15 protein-coding genes are annotated in these 16,915 nt (G+C 60.7%); 3 read left to right on the forward strand and 12 right to left on the reverse strand.

Annotation, left to right across the window (positions count from 1 at the left end; genetic code table 11):
- The first annotated feature begins 156 nt into the window (after window positions 1-156).
- Window positions 157-2,346, forward strand: a complete 2,190-nt coding sequence (locus tag LJX92_RS01210; protein WP_228309222.1) for a glycoside hydrolase — start codon at window positions 157-159, stop codon at window positions 2,344-2,346.
- 109 nt (window positions 2,347-2,455) lie between these two features.
- Here LJX92_RS01210 and LJX92_RS01215 read toward each other — a convergent pair whose 3' ends face one another.
- Entirely contained in the window at window positions 2,456-3,082 is a 627-nt protein-coding gene (locus LJX92_RS01215) for a class I SAM-dependent methyltransferase (protein WP_032878428.1), read from the reverse strand.
- A gap of 177 nt (window positions 3,083-3,259) precedes the next feature.
- Here LJX92_RS01215 and LJX92_RS01220 point away from each other — a divergent pair, with 177 nt between their 5' ends.
- A complete protein-coding gene (locus LJX92_RS01220) occupies window positions 3,260-4,363 on the forward strand; it encodes a hypothetical protein (protein ID WP_228309223.1) in 1,104 nt (367 codons plus the stop codon).
- A 2-nt stretch (window positions 4,364-4,365) separates the two neighbouring features.
- Here the strand turns inward: LJX92_RS01220 and LJX92_RS01225 are convergent, their stop codons facing one another.
- From LJX92_RS01225 to LJX92_RS01275, 11 genes are all read right to left on the reverse strand, one after another.
- Window positions 4,366-5,010 carry a methionine ABC transporter permease gene (locus tag LJX92_RS01225; RefSeq protein WP_078820022.1) on the reverse strand — a complete coding sequence of 215 codons (645 nt, stop codon included), beginning with the start codon at window positions 5,008-5,010 and terminating at the stop codon, window positions 4,366-4,368.
- Complete coding sequence (locus LJX92_RS01230) at window positions 5,000-6,115, reverse strand: methionine ABC transporter ATP-binding protein (protein WP_078820023.1); 1,116 nt, start codon at window positions 6,113-6,115, stop codon at window positions 5,000-5,002. The genes LJX92_RS01225 and LJX92_RS01230 overlap by 11 nt, the downstream gene beginning before the upstream one ends.
- Entirely contained in the window at window positions 6,112-6,927 is an 816-nt protein-coding gene (locus LJX92_RS01235) for a MetQ/NlpA family ABC transporter substrate-binding protein (protein ID WP_103733995.1), read from the reverse strand. Before LJX92_RS01235 ends, LJX92_RS01230 begins: the two co-directional genes overlap by 4 nt.
- Before the next feature lie 83 nt (window positions 6,928-7,010).
- Complete coding sequence (locus LJX92_RS01240; protein ID WP_032878423.1) at window positions 7,011-8,363, reverse strand: LLM class flavin-dependent oxidoreductase; 1,353 nt, start codon at window positions 8,361-8,363, stop codon at window positions 7,011-7,013.
- A complete protein-coding gene (locus LJX92_RS01245; RefSeq protein WP_005783783.1) occupies window positions 8,363-9,556 on the reverse strand; it encodes an SfnB family sulfur acquisition oxidoreductase in 1,194 nt (397 codons plus the stop codon). Before LJX92_RS01245 ends, LJX92_RS01240 begins: the two co-directional genes overlap by 1 nt.
- Window positions 9,557-9,596: 40 nt before the next feature.
- Complete coding sequence (locus LJX92_RS01250; RefSeq protein WP_032878422.1) at window positions 9,597-10,838, reverse strand: SfnB family sulfur acquisition oxidoreductase; 1,242 nt, start codon at window positions 10,836-10,838, stop codon at window positions 9,597-9,599.
- A 187-nt stretch (window positions 10,839-11,025) separates the two neighbouring features.
- Window positions 11,026-11,820, reverse strand: coding sequence for a hypothetical protein (locus LJX92_RS01255; protein ID WP_103733993.1), 795 nt, complete (start codon window positions 11,818-11,820; stop codon window positions 11,026-11,028).
- Window positions 11,821-12,191: 371 nt separating this feature from the next.
- Entirely contained in the window at window positions 12,192-12,938 is a 747-nt protein-coding gene (gene tcyN, locus LJX92_RS01260) for an L-cystine ABC transporter ATP-binding protein TcyN (protein WP_005783788.1), read from the reverse strand.
- 3 nt (window positions 12,939-12,941) lie between these two features.
- Window positions 12,942-13,607, reverse strand: a complete 666-nt coding sequence (gene tcyL / locus LJX92_RS01265) for a cystine ABC transporter permease (RefSeq protein ID WP_032878420.1) — start codon at window positions 13,605-13,607, stop codon at window positions 12,942-12,944.
- Window positions 13,607-14,401 (reverse strand): cystine ABC transporter substrate-binding protein, encoded by a 795-nt coding sequence (gene tcyJ, locus LJX92_RS01270; protein WP_103733992.1) that lies wholly within the window; start codon window positions 14,399-14,401, stop codon window positions 13,607-13,609. The genes tcyL and tcyJ overlap by 1 nt, the downstream gene beginning before the upstream one ends.
- A 171-nt stretch (window positions 14,402-14,572) precedes the next feature.
- Window positions 14,573-15,568 (reverse strand): D-cysteine desulfhydrase, encoded by a 996-nt coding sequence (locus LJX92_RS01275; protein ID WP_032878418.1) that lies wholly within the window; start codon window positions 15,566-15,568, stop codon window positions 14,573-14,575.
- 167 nt (window positions 15,569-15,735) lie between these two features.
- Between LJX92_RS01275 and epsC the strand changes: the two genes are divergently transcribed.
- Window positions 15,736-16,662 (forward strand): serine O-acetyltransferase EpsC, encoded by a 927-nt coding sequence (gene epsC / locus LJX92_RS01280; RefSeq protein WP_228309224.1) that lies wholly within the window; start codon window positions 15,736-15,738, stop codon window positions 16,660-16,662.
- The last annotated feature ends 253 nt before the right edge of the window (window positions 16,663-16,915 follow it).

Genomic DNA, 16,915 nt, shown 5'->3' on the forward strand with positions numbered 1-16,915 from the left:
GAGGGGGCAAGTCGAATCGTCGCACCGCCCCTCCCACATTTGGATCTTCATCTCGCTTGAGGCTGTGGGAAGCTTCCGAAAGATCCACTTGTTGCCCCGGCCACTGTCTGCATGTTTTACCCTCTCGACCTAACTTCTCCGTCCAGGTCGATTCCCATGCAGTGCCTGCGCCTCATCTTTGTGCTCTGTGCGCTTGTTCTTGCGCCCTCAGTCTTTGCCTCCACCGTGCTGGAAAACGCCCTGTGGCGCGTTGACCTCGACCCTGCAACCCTGGCGCTGCGTGTCACGCCAGCGGGGGAGGCCCCGGTACAAGCCTCCAGCGGTGTCGCCGCGCACGCTGTCAGTGCGTTGCAAGCTGATGCCGCACAGGTCTCCTGGCAATGGGATAGCGGCGCCTACCGCCTGACGGCCCGGCTTGAGCAGCGCGAACTGTCCCTGTCTATCAGTGCTCGCGAGCCGGGTGAATTGGCCCTGCTGCGCCAGCCGGCCACGGCCATGGGCCAGGCGCTGATCTGGCCGTTGGCTGAAGGGCATTATGTGCCCTTTGATAACCCCGTGTGGAAGGCGTTCCTGCTTGAGCACGGCGAAGTCAATACCACCCAGGACCTGAGCTTGCCCTTGTGGGGCCTGGATCACGGGCGCTTCACGCTTAACTGGCTGCTGACCAACCCCTACAACAATCGCCTAGAATGGCAAGCGGACGGCCAGGGCCTGGCGTTGTCAGCGGCCCATGAATTCACCACCCTTGCCCCCGACGCACCGATGACGCTGCGCCTGCATCTGGGCGACGCCGACCCGTTGGCCGGCGCCAAGCGTTATCGCCAATGGTTGGTGGAGCAGGGCCGTTACGAGCCGCTGGCGGACAAGCTGCGGCAAACCCCCGAGGCGGTGAAATTGCTCGGCGCCAGTCACGTTTACCTCTGGGGCAACGGCTTGCTGACGCTGGATGATGTCCGTGATTGGCCAACGTTGATCAAACGGCTGCGCACCCATGAGCTTGGCAGGCTGCTGGACAAAGAGTCTGCGAAGGTGCTCGCACAGACAACCGCATTGAATCGTTATGAGCAAACCGTGCTGCTGCGCGGCCTCAATGCGGCCATCAACCAGAAGGCCCGGCAAGCCTGGCAAGTGGAAGAGCCCGACATGAGTCGCCTTGCCACTCGCTACGGCGAGTTGCGTAGCGAGCTGGCCGTGGATTTCGCCTCAGCCTTGAGTGATCGCCCCGAAATCTGGGGGCATTCGACTATCCAAGCCTTGCGTGACGCGGGGCTCTCGCATCTGCTATTGGCCCTGGGGGATGGCTGGGAAGGCGGGCTCTGGCATCCCGAAGCGATTCGCGCAGGCGTGGATGCCGGGTACTTGATGGCGCCTTACGATTCGTATGAAACGGCGCTGTCGGCCAGCGAAAATCCGGATTGGGCCACTGCCCACCTGGGCGGCAAGGCGTACCGTGACTGCGCAATCATATTGAAGAACGGCCAGCCGAAAGCCGGTTTCCAACAATCCGGCCACTACACGGACCCGCGCTGTGTGCGACCGTTGCTGGAAGCACGGGTAAAGGCGGTGCAGGCCGCAGCCGGATTCAATGCCTGGTTCCTCGATGCGTACGCCACCAGCATGATCTTTGACAGCTACCGCGACGGCGCCTCCATGAGTCAGGTGCAGAATGCCCAGGGCAATATCGACGCCTCGCGCTGGATCAACACTTCGCTAAAACTGCCCGCAGGTTCCGAAGACGGCAACGCCGTCACCGCTCAGGGCATTATGTTTGCCCATGGTATGCAAACTCCGGTGATTGGCTGGGGTGACCGGGACATGACCCGCGACCGGCAGTCGCCCTATTACGTCGGCAACTGGTACCCGGCGGAACAGCCGGCGGTGTTCTTCAAGCCTGTGCCGTTGAAAGCGTCGCTGCGCACGGTGTATTTCGACCCGACGATGCGGCTGCCGTTGTATCAGGCGGTGTTCCATGGCTCGGTGATCACCACTCATCACTGGCTGTTCGACAACCTCAAGCTGAGCAATGTACGGGCTGAAAATGAACTGGCCCAACTGCTCTACAACGTACCGCCGCTGTATCACCTGAGCGCGACGACACTCAAGGACAGGCTGCCGGTGATTCAGCGCCAGGACCGGTTCTTTCGGCCGCTGCATCAACGGTTGGGGACTCAGGCAATGACTGAGTTTCGCTGGCTGACAGCGGACAAACTGTTGCAGCAAACCACCTTCGCCGATGGGACGCGGTTGGTGGCGAATTTTTCGGACGCGCAGAAAGATGGGTATGCCGGGCGCAGTGTGACGGCGCTGGTGGAGGGGGAGAAGCCGGTGGTGTATCAGGTGAAATAACGCTGCCCGTTACGGCGCCATCGCGGGCAAGCCCGGCTCCCACAGTGAAATGCATTCCGAATGTGGGAGCTGGCTTGCCTGCGATGAGGTCGGTACAGGCGATGCGGCACTAAATTTTACGCCACACACTCGCCAACCAAGGCTGCTGTTCCCGCGGCAACCCGGCCGGCCGGTAGTAGTGCTCCAGCTCTTCAAATCCGGCCTCGGTCAGCAAGCCCCGCCACGCCTCCAGGTCGTGATAAGAGCCATACCGCGGCCCATTCCAACCCTCCTGGTTCTCACCCCGTGGGTTGGAGCTGAACAGCACGCCTCCAGGCTTCAACGTGCCATGCAGCTGCTTGAGAACCCGCGGCAATTCCTGCTTGGGAATATGAAACAGCACCGCATTGGCAAACACGCCATCGAAGCGCTCGGGTGGCAGGTCCAGCTTGAGAAAATCCTGTTGCAACACCTCACAGCCGCTGTCGTCCCGCGCCATCTGCGCAAACCGCTCGGAGCCATCCAGCCCCACGGCGATATGCCCCATGCGCGTAAAAGTCTGCAAATCCCGCCCCGGCCCGCAGCCGAAATCCAGCACGGTAAACGGCGCCGAGCCCTGGATATGTCGCAACAGCGCGTCGATGTTCTGGCTCACATCGTGATCACGGGTGCCTTCACGGAAGTCTTCGGCGACTTTGTTGTAATGGCCGAGGGTGGTGGAGGTGATCTGGTTGAGGTCGTCGGGGGCGAGTTTCATGGTGTGGCGCACCGCTGCGGTTGAGGTGGTCGGACTATACCTCAGGCTCACCCTTGAGTTGAAAGACGTGTATCTGGTGTAGGGCGGTTCATTGTGTGCGTGTTGGGAGAATCCGACAGACCGCCCCGCAGGATTCTGGGTAAGATTCGGCCCTCATTCAAAGAGGGTTGTACATTCATGGAAGAAGAAAAACGTTCACGTGAGGGTCAGAAATTCACTGCAAACAAGGTGGACCAATACGCCACGAAACTCAGCAGCGGCCTCTTCTGGCTCAATGAACGCGCCTGGCCGCTGACGGTGGGGATCCTGTCGGTGGCAGGCTTGTATTTGTACCAGTACATCCAGGTGGAAAAAGTACCCCTGAGTATTTTGTCGGCCGCGGCGTTCACCGCATTGCCGGCCATGTTCGCCATGTTGGTATTCGTCATCGGCATGATGGGCGCGTCGATCCTGATCCCTACATTCATCTTGTTCAAACGCCTTAACGACACGGGCGTGCGCCTCAGTGATCAGCTGAATCTCAGTCCGCTTTCCCCTCAGTTGACGGCCCAGCACCGGCGTTTATTGTTGCACTGGGCTGCCAGCCTGGTCGTCATGGCCATCTTCTGGATGTGCGCCGTGTACCTGTCGGTGAACGCCGAAAGTGGACCTTTGCTGACTGTCAGTTGGATTGTGGCGATCGTGGTGGCGGTACTCGCCTATGTCGGCATCATCATGCGCGCACGCCCTGCTCAGGTTGCATTGCGTGACATATCCGGCGAGTTCTGGCTGGCCAGTGTGGGTGCTGGCGCGGTTCAAATGCTGGTAATCCTGATGGTAACCGTGCCGGTCTCCCGCGCCTTCCTTGAGTATTCCGACAGCGCTGTGCTCTTTGCACCGTTCATGTTTGCCGAGGTGGTCGTGCTGTTCCTGGTCCAGGGCTGTGGGGCCTGCCTTGTGGTGTACATGCGCGATCACAAGAACCCGGTTGCCTTCGCATCACTGGCAGCCTTTGTACTCATCGTCTTCCTCGGGCTGATCCCGGCAAGCGGGTCGAAGCTGGGTGGGTTGCCATTGCAAGGCTCCGCCTCCGGAGGGCGCGTGTGTACGCTGATGACCTGGTCGGACGACGCCAAGGTTCTTCGCGTGCTGGTAGACGCCGACAACCCGCAGCGCAGTGTAAAACTGCGGGTAATGGCAGACTCGGACGGCAGCTACATCGTGCGCCCCTGGCAGGCCAAGGAAAAAACCGTCAGCTTCGTACCCCATGCCAGCGTCGCGCAGTTGGACGAATGCCCGTGAGTTCAGCGCTTGTTCAATACCCGCGCCAAGCGATCCCCACTCAGTTGAATTACCGCCACCAGCACCACCAACAACACAATCACCGTGAGCATGATCTGCGAATCAAACCGCTGATAGCCATAGCGGTAGGCAATGTCGCCCAGGCCACCGGCACCGATCGCACCGGCCATGGCCGATGAGTTGATCATGGTGACCAGGGTGATGGTGAACCCGCCGACGATCCCCGGCAGGGCTTCCGGCAGCAGCACATGCCAGATGATGTGCCAGCGCCGGCAACCCATGGCCTGAGCCGCTTCGATCAGGCCGTGGTCGACCTCGCGCAGGCTGACTTCGGCAATGCGCGCAAAGAACGGTGTGGCGGCGATGGTCAGCGGTACCACGGCGGCCCATACACCGTAGGTGGTGCCGACGATCAGCCGAGTGAACGGGATCAGCGCCACCATCAGGATCAGGAACGGAATGGAGCGGAACAGATTGACGAACGCCCCCAGCACGCGGTTAAGCGCCGGCGCCTGGTAGATACCGCCCTTGTCGCTGGTAACCAGCAATACCGCCAGCGGGATACCGACCAGCAAGGCAATCAGCGACGACACACCGACCATCAACAACGTGTCGATAGCGCCCTGTACTAAACGATCAAACCACATAGCCCAGCACCTCTACCCGTTGTGCCCAATTGCCGGCGCGGTTACGCAGCTCTTCGGCATTGTGCGGCGACCCATTCACCGCCAGCAGTAATTGCCCCAGAGCGTGCCCCTGGATACGTTCCACACCGCCTTGCAGCAAACGCACGCGGCCGCCGAGGGCGCTGAACAGTGCGGCCAGGTCCGGCTCATCGGTATCGCTGCCGGTGAACTGCAAGCGCAGCACCAGCGCCGCATCAGCCGAGGTTTGTGTCGGTTGCAGGCGGTTTTGCAATTCGGGCGGCAGGCCGTGTTGCAGCGGTGCGAGCAGGGTCTTGCTGACCTCATGCTGCGGGTTGCCGAACACTTGCCACACCGGGCCTTGCTCGACGATGCGCCCGTGTTCCAGCACCACCACGCGGTCGCAGATTTCGCGGATCACCGCCATCTCATGGGTGATCAATACGATGGTCAGGCCCAGGCGTTGGTTGATCTCACGCAGCAGGCCGAGGATCGACTGGGTAGTCTCCGGATCGAGGGCCGAGGTGGCCTCGTCGCACAGCAGAATCTCGGGGTCGTGCACCAGCGCGCGGGCGATGCCGACGCGCTGTTTCTGCCCTCCGGAAAGCTGCGCCGGATACGCCTTGTGCTTGTCTTGCAGACCTACCAGCTCCAGCAGTTCATGCACCTTACGCACGCGTTGTGCCTGGGTCACGCCGGCGACCTTGAGAGGCAGTTCGACGTTCTGCCACACAGTCTTGGCCGACATCAGGTTGAAGTGCTGGAAGATCATGCCGATGCGCCGGCGCAGTGCGACCAGATGGTCTTCATCGAAGCCGCCGATGTCCACCTGATCGATCAGCACGCGCCCGCTGCTGGGTTGTTCCAGGCGGTTGATGGTGCGGATCAGCGACGACTTGCCGGCGCCGCTGCGGCCGATGATGCCGAACACTTCGCCACGCTGGATCGCCAGGTCGATGCCTTGCAGGGCGTGTACGGTGCCGCCATAGGTTTTGCCCAGGTTGATAAAACGCACGTGGGCGCGATTGAGGTCCGGGTGCAGTTCAGTCTGCTCGGCGTCCCTGGGCGCATGGCCCAGGTCGCGCAGTTGGGCGTTGGCGGCGGTCATTTTTTATCTTCCCAGCCGACTTGGTAGAGCTTGCCCAGGGATTTATCCAATGCGGCACGTACCACCGGCGAGTGCTGGTAGATGTCGACGAACTTGATCACTCGTGGGTCGGTCTTGCTCTTGGGCTGAATCACGAACTGAATCACGTACTCCGGGTGGTCGAGGCCATCGAACAGCAGCGCCGATTGCGCATCGAAGGTCTTGGACAGGCGGATATACGCCGGGTAGCCCTGCACCAGGTCGGCGTCGTCGTAGGCGCGTACCAGTTGCACGGCTTCCACCTGCAGGATCTTGAGCTTTTTGGGGTTGCTGACGATGTCTTCTTCGGTGGCCTTGTAGCCCACGCCCGGCTTGAGGGTAATCAACCCGGCCTTGGCCAGCAGTTGCAGGCCGCGCCCGCTGTTGATCGGGTCGTTGGCAATGGCCACGCTGGCGCCTTCGGGCAGGTCGTTGAAGCTTTTGTATTGCTTCGAATACAGGCCGACGTTGTTGATGATGCCTGGTGCGTAAGACACCAGGTCAAACCCGGCGGCGGCCTTGGCGTTTTCCAGGAAGGGAATGTGCTGGAAGTAGTTCACGTCGATATCGCCGGCGGCGAGGCTGACGTTGGGGGCGATCCAGTCGCTGAACTCGACCAGTTCGACTTTCAGGCCCTGTTTGCCGGCCTCTTCAACGGCCGCTTCCAGCGGAATGGCGAAGGCGGCGGTGGTGCCGATTTTCAGGGGAGGGTCGGCGGCGAAGACCGCTGTGCTGAATAACCCGAAGGCCAGGGCCAGTGCTTTGACTGGGTGGGTGAGCAGTGTTTTTTTCATAATCAATTTCCAGTCATAAGGTATAGGCACAAACAATGGAGATCCAATGTGGGAGGGAGCAAGCCCCCTCCCACATTTTTTGATCAGTGACGGTAGGTGGCGCCGGTGTGTTGTTCGGGTAGCCGAGCGGTGCCGTGGAAAACTTTTTCCCGCAGGGTGCCCTGCTCATAGGCGGTCTTGTACGACCCACGTCGTTGTAGTTCCGGTATCACTAGGTCAATGAAATCCACATAGCTCTCCGGCGTCACAACGCGCGTCAGGTTGAAACCATCCAGCCCGGTTTCGCTGATCCAGGATTCCAACTCATCGGCAACCTGTTCAGGCGAGCCCACCAAGGTGATATAGCGCCCACCCAGGGCGTGCTGTTCGAGCAATTTGCGCCGGGTCCAGTCGTTGTTTTGCAGGTTCTTGGTGGCCGACTGGATCGCGTTGCTCTTCACGTACTGGATCGGTTCGTCCAGTTCGTAGGTAGAAAAATCAATCGCCGTGGACGCCGAAAAGTGCGCCACACCGGCTTCCGCACTGGCATAGCTCAGGTACTCGGCGTGCTTGGCCCATGCAAGCTCCTCGGTGGCGCCCACGATCACGTTGAGGCCCATGAACACCTTGATGTCATCCGGGTTGCGCCCAGCCTCCACTGCGCTGGCGCGCACCTTGTCCACCTGTAGCCTGGTCGCGGCCTTGTTCTGCCCGCTGATGAACACGCACTCGGCGTGGCGCCCGGCGAACAGCAGCCCGCGCTCGGAACTGCCGGCCTGGAACAACACTGGCGTACGCTGCGGCGATGGCTCGCACAGGTGATAACCCTCTACCTGATAAAACTCACCGTGGTGCTCCACCTTGTGCACCTTGCCCGGTTGCGCATACACCCGCGTTTGCGGGTCGTTGAGCACCGCGTCGTCTTCCCAGCTGCCTTCCCAGAGTTTGTACAACACCTCCAGGTATTCATCGGCCTGGTCGTAGCGCCGGTCATGTTCGACCTGTTCGGTGAGGCCCATGGCTTTGGCGGCGCTATCGAGATAGCCGGTGACGATGTTCCAGCCGACGCGGCCACGGCTCAGGTGATCGAGCGTGGACATGCGCCGGGCGAACAGATAGGGCGGCTCGTAGGTCAGGTTGGCGGTAAGGCCGAAGCCAAGGTGCCGGGTGACGGCGGCCATGGCCGAGACCAGCAGCAACGGGTCGTTGACCGGTAGTTGGATGGACTCCTTGAGCGGCACGTCAATCGAGTTCTGGTACACGTCATAGACGCCGACGATATCGGCGATAAACAAACCATCGAACAACCCGCGCTCAAGGATCTGCGCCAATTCGGTCCAGTATTCGAGGCTCTTGTACTCGGTCGAGTTGTCCCGTGGGTGAGTCCACAAACCGTGGTTGATATGCCCGATGCAGTTCATGTTGAAGGCATTGAGCAGGATCTTTTTCTTGCTCATCAGATGGTCCCCCGCAGCGGCGGGTTTTCATCGTTGAGGTAATAGTTGCCTACCGCATGATATTTCCAGCGCACCGGATCATGCAGGGTGTGCACCCGGGCGTTGCGCCAATGGCGGTCCAGGCCATGCTCGGCCAAAGTCGCCTGGCTGCCGGCCAGTTCAAACAAGGTGCTGCCCGCTGCGAGGGAAATCTCGGTGCTCAGGGCGCGCACTTCGGCCACGGCGATGGACGCGGCGGCAACGGTCTGGGCATTGCTGTCGGCCTGGGCGCGGTCGAGGAATTCGCCGGAGCGCTCCAGCAACGCCTCGGCGGCGTGCAAGCGAATGCTCAGGTGGCCGAAGCTCTTTAGAGTCAGCGGGTCTTCGGTGGCCTTGTCGTTGCCGGAATCGATCCACGGGCGGGTCTTGGTGCGCACAAAATGCAACGCATCTTCAAACGCTGCGCGGGCGATGCCGGTGTCGATGGCGGCGTGAAGGATCTGCGCCAAGGGGCCCACGGTGGTCGGGCGTTCGAAGGCGCTCTGAAATGGGATCACGTCCTGCGCTGCGACCCACACGTTATCGAATACCACTGAGCCGCTGCCAGTGGTGCGCTGGCCGAAGCCGCTCCAGTCGTCGATGACCGTCAGGCCCTCGCTGTCACGGGGTACGAACGCCAGTTGCTGGATGCCGTTTTCATCCACCACCGAGGTGGGAATGCGTTGGGCATAGATCGCGCCGGTGGCGTAGAACTTGCGCCCGTTGATGCGAAAACCGTCGCCGTCGCGGGTGAGGCTGGTCACGCGGTCATGGGCGGTCTTGGTGCCCAGTTCCGCCAAGGCGTTACCAAAGCGCTGACCGGCCAGCACCTCGGCGTACAGGCGCTTTTGCTGCTCGGGGTTGCCGTTTACGCGCAGCACTTCAAGGGCATAAAAATGATTTTGCGGGATCTGGCCCAAGGAACCATCGGCCTGGGAAATCAGTGCAATCACCTTGGCCAGGGTGACATTGGATACGCCCGCGCCGCCGAATGCCTTGGGCACCGTGATACCCCACAGGCCGGAGCGCGAAAACACGTCCAGCTCGGGCCACGGCAGGCGGCGTTCGCGGTCGCGCTGGGCGCTGTCGCGGCGCAAATCTTCAGCGAGGTCGCTGGCGACGATAAGGGCTTGCTCATCGCTGGTGATAACCGCGACGTGGTGAGAAAGGGTCATGAGTTTCTCCAGAAGCTCGTGGAAAAAGTGTTCTGGTCGGTTAAATCCAGGAATGACGAGCAGGTAAGGTGCCGTTCAGTCGATACGCGCCGATGGCGTGATACTTCCAGCGCACCGGATCGTGCAGGGTATGCACCCGCGCGTTGCGCCAGTGACGATCAAGGTTGAATTCGGCGAGGGTGGCGCGGCTGCCGGCCAGTTCGAAGAGCTTTTCGGTAACCTGCAATGCCACTTCGGTGGTGAGCACCTTGGCCTCGGCTACGGCAATCGAGGCGCGCGCGGCGGACTGCGCGGTGATCGGCGCCGCGCTGACCTGGTCCAGCACCTGGCCGGCCTTGCGCAACAGTGCTTCGGCAGCGTGCAGTTCGATCTTCATCTTGCCGATATCGGCGATCACATACAGGTCATCGCTGGCCCGCTCGACCTTGGCGTCGATCCAGGGGCGTGAACGCTCGCGTACAAAGGCGATAGTGTCGTCGAGGGCACCACGGGCGATGCCGGCGTCAATGGCTGCCTGGATCAGTTGCGACACGGCACCCTGGATATTCGGGCTTTCGCCCAGGCGCCAGTTGTCGATGACCAACTCCGGGTCTACCGCCACCCGGTCGAGCAGTACCGTGCCGCTGGCAGTGGTGCGTTGGCCAAAACCGGACCAGTCATCGACGATGCGCAACCCCTCGCTGCCGCGCCGCACGAAGGCCATGACTTGCTTGCCGTCATCGTTCAATGCCTTTATCGCGACCCAGTGGGCAAATAGTGCGCCGGTGGAGTAGAACTTCTGGCCGCTGACCACGAACCCATCGCCTTCGGCCGTGAGGCGTGCCTTGAGCTCCAGCGTGTTTTTGGTACCGCGTTCCGGGCCGCCGTTGCCGATGCGCCACCCGTCGAGCACGCTCTGGAACAGCTGCTTTTTCTGGCGCTCGGTCGCGGTGCCCTGCAACACGTGCAGGATGCCGAAATGGTTCTGCGGGATCTGCCCGAGGGCCGGGTCGGCTGCGCTGATGATCGCGAAGACTTCGGCCAGGGTCACAAACGACACCTGTGGGCCGCCGTATTCGCGGGGAATGGAAATACTGCCCAGGCCGCTGCGGGTGAATTGTTCGAGTTGCGCCCACGGCAGTTTGCGCTGCTGGTCGCGCGTAGCGGCCTGCAGGCGCGCAGCCTGGGCCAGCTCATGAGCCGCGCTCAGTGCCTGCGCGTCGTTGCGCAGCACCGTTGCGGGCAACAACAGGGGGGCTACGTCCAGATCACTCTGGGGGGGTGTTAGAGCCAAGTTAGACATCAGCGCCGCTCCTTGGCTGCACGCAATGCCCTGGCGTTATGCACCGGGGTAATTCTGACCATACCGACCTCGCATTCAATGAAATAAAAACAGAAAAATCAGGAATGTCCGGTGGTCCGGTGCATATACCCTAAGCGTGTTAATTCTTTAAATAAACTAACTTTTAGGAATATGCATAGAAGGGCTGTCACCCCGGTTCACAGGGTGAGCCGAAGCGACGCGGTTGATAGCCCGGCGCGGGCGAGGCAGGTGGGGTTGGCACGACTGGCGTGCAAGCGGCGATACGTAGCGTGCGGGCCGGTGCCCAGCGTGAATTATTGCCCACGCGATCGAGAATGCAGTACGTGACTTCCAATCGGCAGTCGTCGCCCGCTTCGACAATGATCTGGGACGGTACCCACACCTGCACTGCCAGGCCAACGTTTTTGTCCTGGATTTTCGGCAGGTCCAGGCGCACATCACCCCAGCGCAGTGTGATGGCATCGCCGGCACTCATGTTCAAGTAAGGTTCGATGGTCAGCGGAATGCCGCGCCGAACCTGGTTGCGATTGACGCCATGGCGGCGGATCGTCTCGGGCAAACCCACGGGGGCGAGATTCTGGTTTTCATCACTTTCGTGGTTGAGGCATGGCGCAGGCTGGCCTCCGGGGTAGTTGGTCTTGACCCGCACCAGGGCGACGGCCGAGCGCATCGGGCCATGGCCGATTTGCAGGACCTGGTAGTGGACGCGTGCCGGCCCGTCCTGCACGAAGCTTTCCGGTACCCACAGATGAGTGAACGTGCCGATCTTGCACGCCGTCACCTTGCGCGAGGCGGCAAAGCAGTTGTTCCAGAACAGTTCGATCAGGTCGCCTTCCTCCATGCCCGAGTAGGGGGATATGTCGACCTGCAGATGGGTGGAGGCCAGGGCGCTGATGCCGTTTCCTACCGCCTGGGGCAGCTTCGGGGCAGGCAGCATGGCCAGGGTTTGGGTGTGTGTCATAAGTAATCTCCTTGTTGCAGCCAGCAGTCATCGTTCCGAACCTTCGGCGCATAGGCACAGGGCGATTCGAAAGGAACGATTCAGTCAGTAGCCGGGATGGGATCCAATCCTCAAGGCGCTAGATAAGAGGGTTGGCCGGGGAGCGTCAATGGAGGCAAAAGGCTAAACGGCGGGTTTGAGGATATTCAGAAGGGTCTGACGGGGAGGGGGATTTTAAGGGGGGGACGGCGGGGGTATTTTATGCGCTGAAATGGTAACCCGTTGTAGGAGTGAGCTTGCTCGCGAAGAACGTAAACGGTAACGCGGTGATTCAGATCGACCGAGTTGCCTGGGCGTTTTTCGCGAGCAAGCTCGCTCCTACAGAGGGTGGGTCAGTGGGCGAGGAATTTGCTCAGAAACTGCCGGGTGCGTTCTTCCCTGGGGTTGGCGAACAACGCTTTGGCTTCACCCTGTTCAACGATCACGCCCTTGTCGAAAAAGATCACGCGGTTGGCCACGTCCCGCGCAAAGCTCATTTCGTGGGTCACGATGACCATGGTGCGGTTTTCTTCGGCCAGGCTGCGAATGGTTGCCAGCACTTCGCCCACCAGTTCCGGGTCGAGAGCCGAGGTGGGTTCGTCGAACAGAATCACCTCCGGCTCCATGGCCAACGCACGGGCAATCGCCACACGCTGTTGCTGGCCGCCGGACAGCCGCCTTGGGTAGGACGCCTCCTTGCCCGCCAGGCCGACCCTGGCCAACAGCTTGCGCCCCAGTTCGGTGGCCGCTTCCCGTGGCATCTTCTTGACCACAATCGGGCCTTCGATGACGTTTTCCAGCGCAGTGCGGTGGGGGAACAGGTTGAAGTTCTGGAACACAAAGCCCACGTGCTGGCGCAGACGACGCACCAGCCCCTGTTGCTGGTTGAGCGGCTTGCTGCCGTCGATCTGGATATCCCCCACCTTGATGCGGCCGCTGGTGGGTTCTTCGAGGAAATTCAGGCAGCGCAGGAAGGTGGTCTTGCCGGAACCGCTGGGGCCGATGATGGCGACCACTTCGCCTTCCTTGACCTCAAGGTCGATGCCGTCAAGCACCACTTGACCGTTGAATTGTTTGGTCAGTTTTTCAACCACGATCATGCTTCAGGACTCCAGGTCATGCCGGTTGACCCGGTCTTCCAGACGATTTTGCAGATGCGCCAGGATGCTCGCCAGGATCCAGTAGATCAGGGCTGCGGACAGATACATGGTGAAAATTTCGAAGGTCCGCGCCGATACCAGTTGGGCCTGACGGAACAGCTCGGGCACCTGGATGGTGGCGGCCAGCGCAGTGTCCTTGACCAGCGAAATGAAGCTGTTGCCCAGGGGCGGCAATGCCGTGCGCATCGCTTGCGGCAGAATGGCCCGGCGCAGGGTTTGCGCGCGGGTCATGCCAATACTGGCGGCGGCTTCCCACTGGCCACGCTCGATGGAGGCGATGGCGGCCCGCAGGATTTCACACGCATAAGCGGCCATGTTCAGCGAAAAGCCGATCATGGCCGCCGGGATCGGATCCAGCTCGATGCCCACTTGCGGCAAGCCGTAGTAGATCAGGAACAGCTGCACCAGCAACGGCGTACCGCGAAAGAACGACACGTAGACTCGGGCCGTCCAGCTCAGCAACTTGAAGCGCGACAGGCGCATCAAGGCCAGGCCGAAGCCCAGCAGCAAGCCGAAAAACATCCCGCCCAGGCTGAGGATTACCGTGTAGTACGCGCCCTTGAGCAGAAAGGGCGCGGAGTCCAGCGCGAGTTGAAGACCTGCTTCCATTATTGAGTGACGTCAGCGTTGAAGTACTTCTCGGACAGCTTCTTCAAGGTGCCGTCGGCGCGCAGTTTGTCGAGGGCCGTGTTGACCGCATCGAGCAACTCAGGCTCGCCTTTGCGCAGGGCGATACCGGACTCCTGACGGGAGAAGGCGTCGCCGGCAGCGGCAGTGTCGGGGGCTTTCTTGGCGTATTCGAGGGCGGCCAGGCGGTCGATCAGGATCGCGTCGATACGGCCGATGCGCAGGTCCTGGAACTTGGTTGGGTCGTCGTTGTAGGTCTTGATAGTGGCTTTGGGTTGATTGTCCTTGAGCCATTGTTCGTAGTTGGTGCCCAGGCCCACGCCGACCTTTTTACCGGCCAGGTCGTCGGCTTTCGTGATCGAGTCGACGTTCTTTTTCAGCACCAGTGCCTGGATGCCGGACACGGTGTATGGCTTGGAGAAATCGTACTTTTTCTTACGCTCTTCAGAGATGGTCACCTGGTTGACCACTGCGTCCAGGCGCTTGGATTCCAGTGCGGCGAGAATGCCGTCCCACGGTGTAGCTTGCAGCTTGACCTTGACGCCCAGCTCCTTGGCCAGTGCTTCGGACAGTTCCACTTCGAAACCGCTGAGCTTGCCGCTTTCGTCGACGAAACTGAACGGTGGGTAGGTGCCTTCCAGACCGATCTTGATCTCGCCGGCCTTCTTGATGGTGTTCAACTGCTCGCCGGCAACCGCCTGGCCCAACCAACCGGCGCCAAGCGCCAGGCCCAAAGTGCTGACCAGCAGCGTGCGACGCAATACAGAAATAGTCATGAAGAGCCCCTGTGTTTTTATGGTGAGCGAAGCAGGTGACGCAGTAGTCGTATCCTGCCTTAAAGCGCGAAGCGCGTCTTCGCCTTCGGCGCGATGATAAAGCGGGTTTTTAAGACTTGAAAATAATAAAAAAACAATTTCATATTTCTTTTGAGAATATATGCCATTCAATCAATTGAATACTGAGTCATAGGCAAACAATGCCGGCGCCCCACCGGTATGCAGGAAAATGATCGGCCCCTCTTCAAACCGCTGGCGCCCGATGCCGTCCAGCAAACCGGCCATGGCCTTGCCGGTATAGACCGGGTCCAGCAGCAGACCTTCCTGGCTGGCCAAAAGTTTGATCGCGGAAAGTGTGCCGGCATTCGGTTCGCCATAACGGGGGCCGAAATACTCGTCCCACAGGATCACTTTGAAGGCGTCGGGAATAGCCACTCCGAGCAACTCGGCAGTGCGTTCTGCCAGGCTTTGCACTTTGGGCAACTGCGCTTGCTCGGTGCGCGACACGGTGATGCCGATCACCGGCAACTGCGGCAGTGCTTCGCTCAAGGCCAGGGCCAGGCCGCTGTGCGTGCCGGCACTGCCTGAGGCGAGCACCACGGCGGCGAACTCAATCCCGCTGTCTTCAATCTGCGCGGCCAGTTCCAGCCCTGCGCGCACGTAACCCAAAGCGCCGAGTGCATTGGAGCCACCGATAGGCACCAGGTAGGGCTTCTTGCCATTGCTGCGCAGGCGGTCGGCGAGGGCGGCGAGTTGGGCGTCGGCGTTGTCGAGGTTTTCCACCAGTTCCACTTTGGCGTCAAACAGCTCCAGCAGCAGGCGGTTGCCATTGGCCAGGTAGTTGGCGTCTTCGGTGCCAGTAGGGTTTTCCAGCAGAGCAACGCAGCCCAGGCCGAGTTTGGCGGCCAGTGCGGCGGTCTGGCGGACGTGGTTGGACTGGATCGCGCCGGCGGTGACCAAGGTGTCGGCGCCCTGGGCAATGGCGTCGGCCGCCAGGTATTCGAGTTTGCGCAGCTTGTTGCCACCCATGGCCAGGGGCGTGGTGTCATCGCGCTTGACGTAAATGTCCCTGCCCAGCCAGGCCGACAGCCGTTCAAGTTTTTCCAGAGCGGTGGCACCGCCCAGTAGTTCCAGACGGTTAAAGCGCTCGAGCTGTTGTTTGATCATGGCTACGCACGGTGACTGAATGATGGGGAGGACTATAGGCAGGCACTTTTCATCGGGCAACCGTCAATCGCTTATGAACAATAGTTCTTACGATCACACCATTGGTTCTTAAGAGCTGCCAGGGTGCATACCGTAAAGTGATGGCCATTTCGTCAGGAGTGAATACCGTGAGTGAGCGTTCCAGTCATTGGCAATTGCAGACCATCGTCAGCCAGCTGCGCGGCGCGCGGGACCAGTGGCGAACGCGCAACGGTCGCTTGAGCGGCGAGCACGGTGGCCGTGAATTGCCGTCCCGCGAGGCGGTGGCGCAAATCCTCGAAGCCTTGTGCGGCGCACTATTTCCCATGCGCCTGGGCCCGGTGGACCTGCGTGAAGAAAGCGAAGACTTCTACGTGGGGCATACCCTCGACGTGGCGCTCAACGCCTTGCTCGCCCAGGCGCGCCTGGAGTTGCGCTACGCCGCACGCCAGGGCGGCGGCGACGACAGCGGTGTGGATGCCCATGCCATTCGGCTGATCCAGGATTTTGCCCTGGCATTGCCGGCTCTGCGCAGCCTGTTGGATACCGACGTACTGGCCGCCTACCACGGCGACCCGGCTGCACGCAGTGTGGATGAAGTGCTGCTGTGCTACCCGGGCATCCTGGCGGTGATTCACCATCGCCTGGCCCACCACCTGTACCGCGCAGGTTTGCCGCTGCTGGCGCGCATCAGTGCAGAAATCGCCCACTCGGCCACTGGCATTGATATCCACCCCGGCGCGCAGATTGGCCCGAGTTTCTTCATCGATCACGGGACTGGCGTAGTGATTGGCGAAACGGCGATCATCGGCGATCGCGTGCGTATCTACCAGGCGGTGACACTGGGCGCCAAGCGCTTCCCAGCCGATGAGGATGGGCAGCTGCAAAAAGGCCATCCGCGGCACCCCATTGTCGAGAATGATGTGGTGATCTACGCCGGGGCGACGATTTTGGGGCGGATCACCATCGGCCAGGGTTCGACCATTGGCGGCAATGTGTGGCTGACCCGCAACGTGCCGGCAGGGGCGAATATCACTCAGGCGAACTTGCAGCATGACGATGGGGCGCAGAAGTAATACCTGAGCCAACCGCCGACCCGTGTGGGAGCAGGCAAGCCAGCTCCCACATTTCGTATGTATTTCAACGTGGGGTCGCTGAACGATTTGCCTTCTTCATCCGTCATACCAATCCTTGAGCTAGTGTAGGAATCATCTACCACTCAGCCCTGCGATTAGTCCCAGACCGCCTATTCATGTTTAACTTGAATGTTCGTTCAAGTTAAACCCGGTGGTTCGCTGCCCGCTCACAACAGGAGGCTTACCTTTGCTG

It is taken from the genome of Pseudomonas sp. HN8-3 (genome assembly GCF_020790195.1).
In the GTDB taxonomy this organism is placed as follows: domain Bacteria; phylum Pseudomonadota; class Gammaproteobacteria; order Pseudomonadales; family Pseudomonadaceae; genus Aquipseudomonas; species Aquipseudomonas synxantha_A.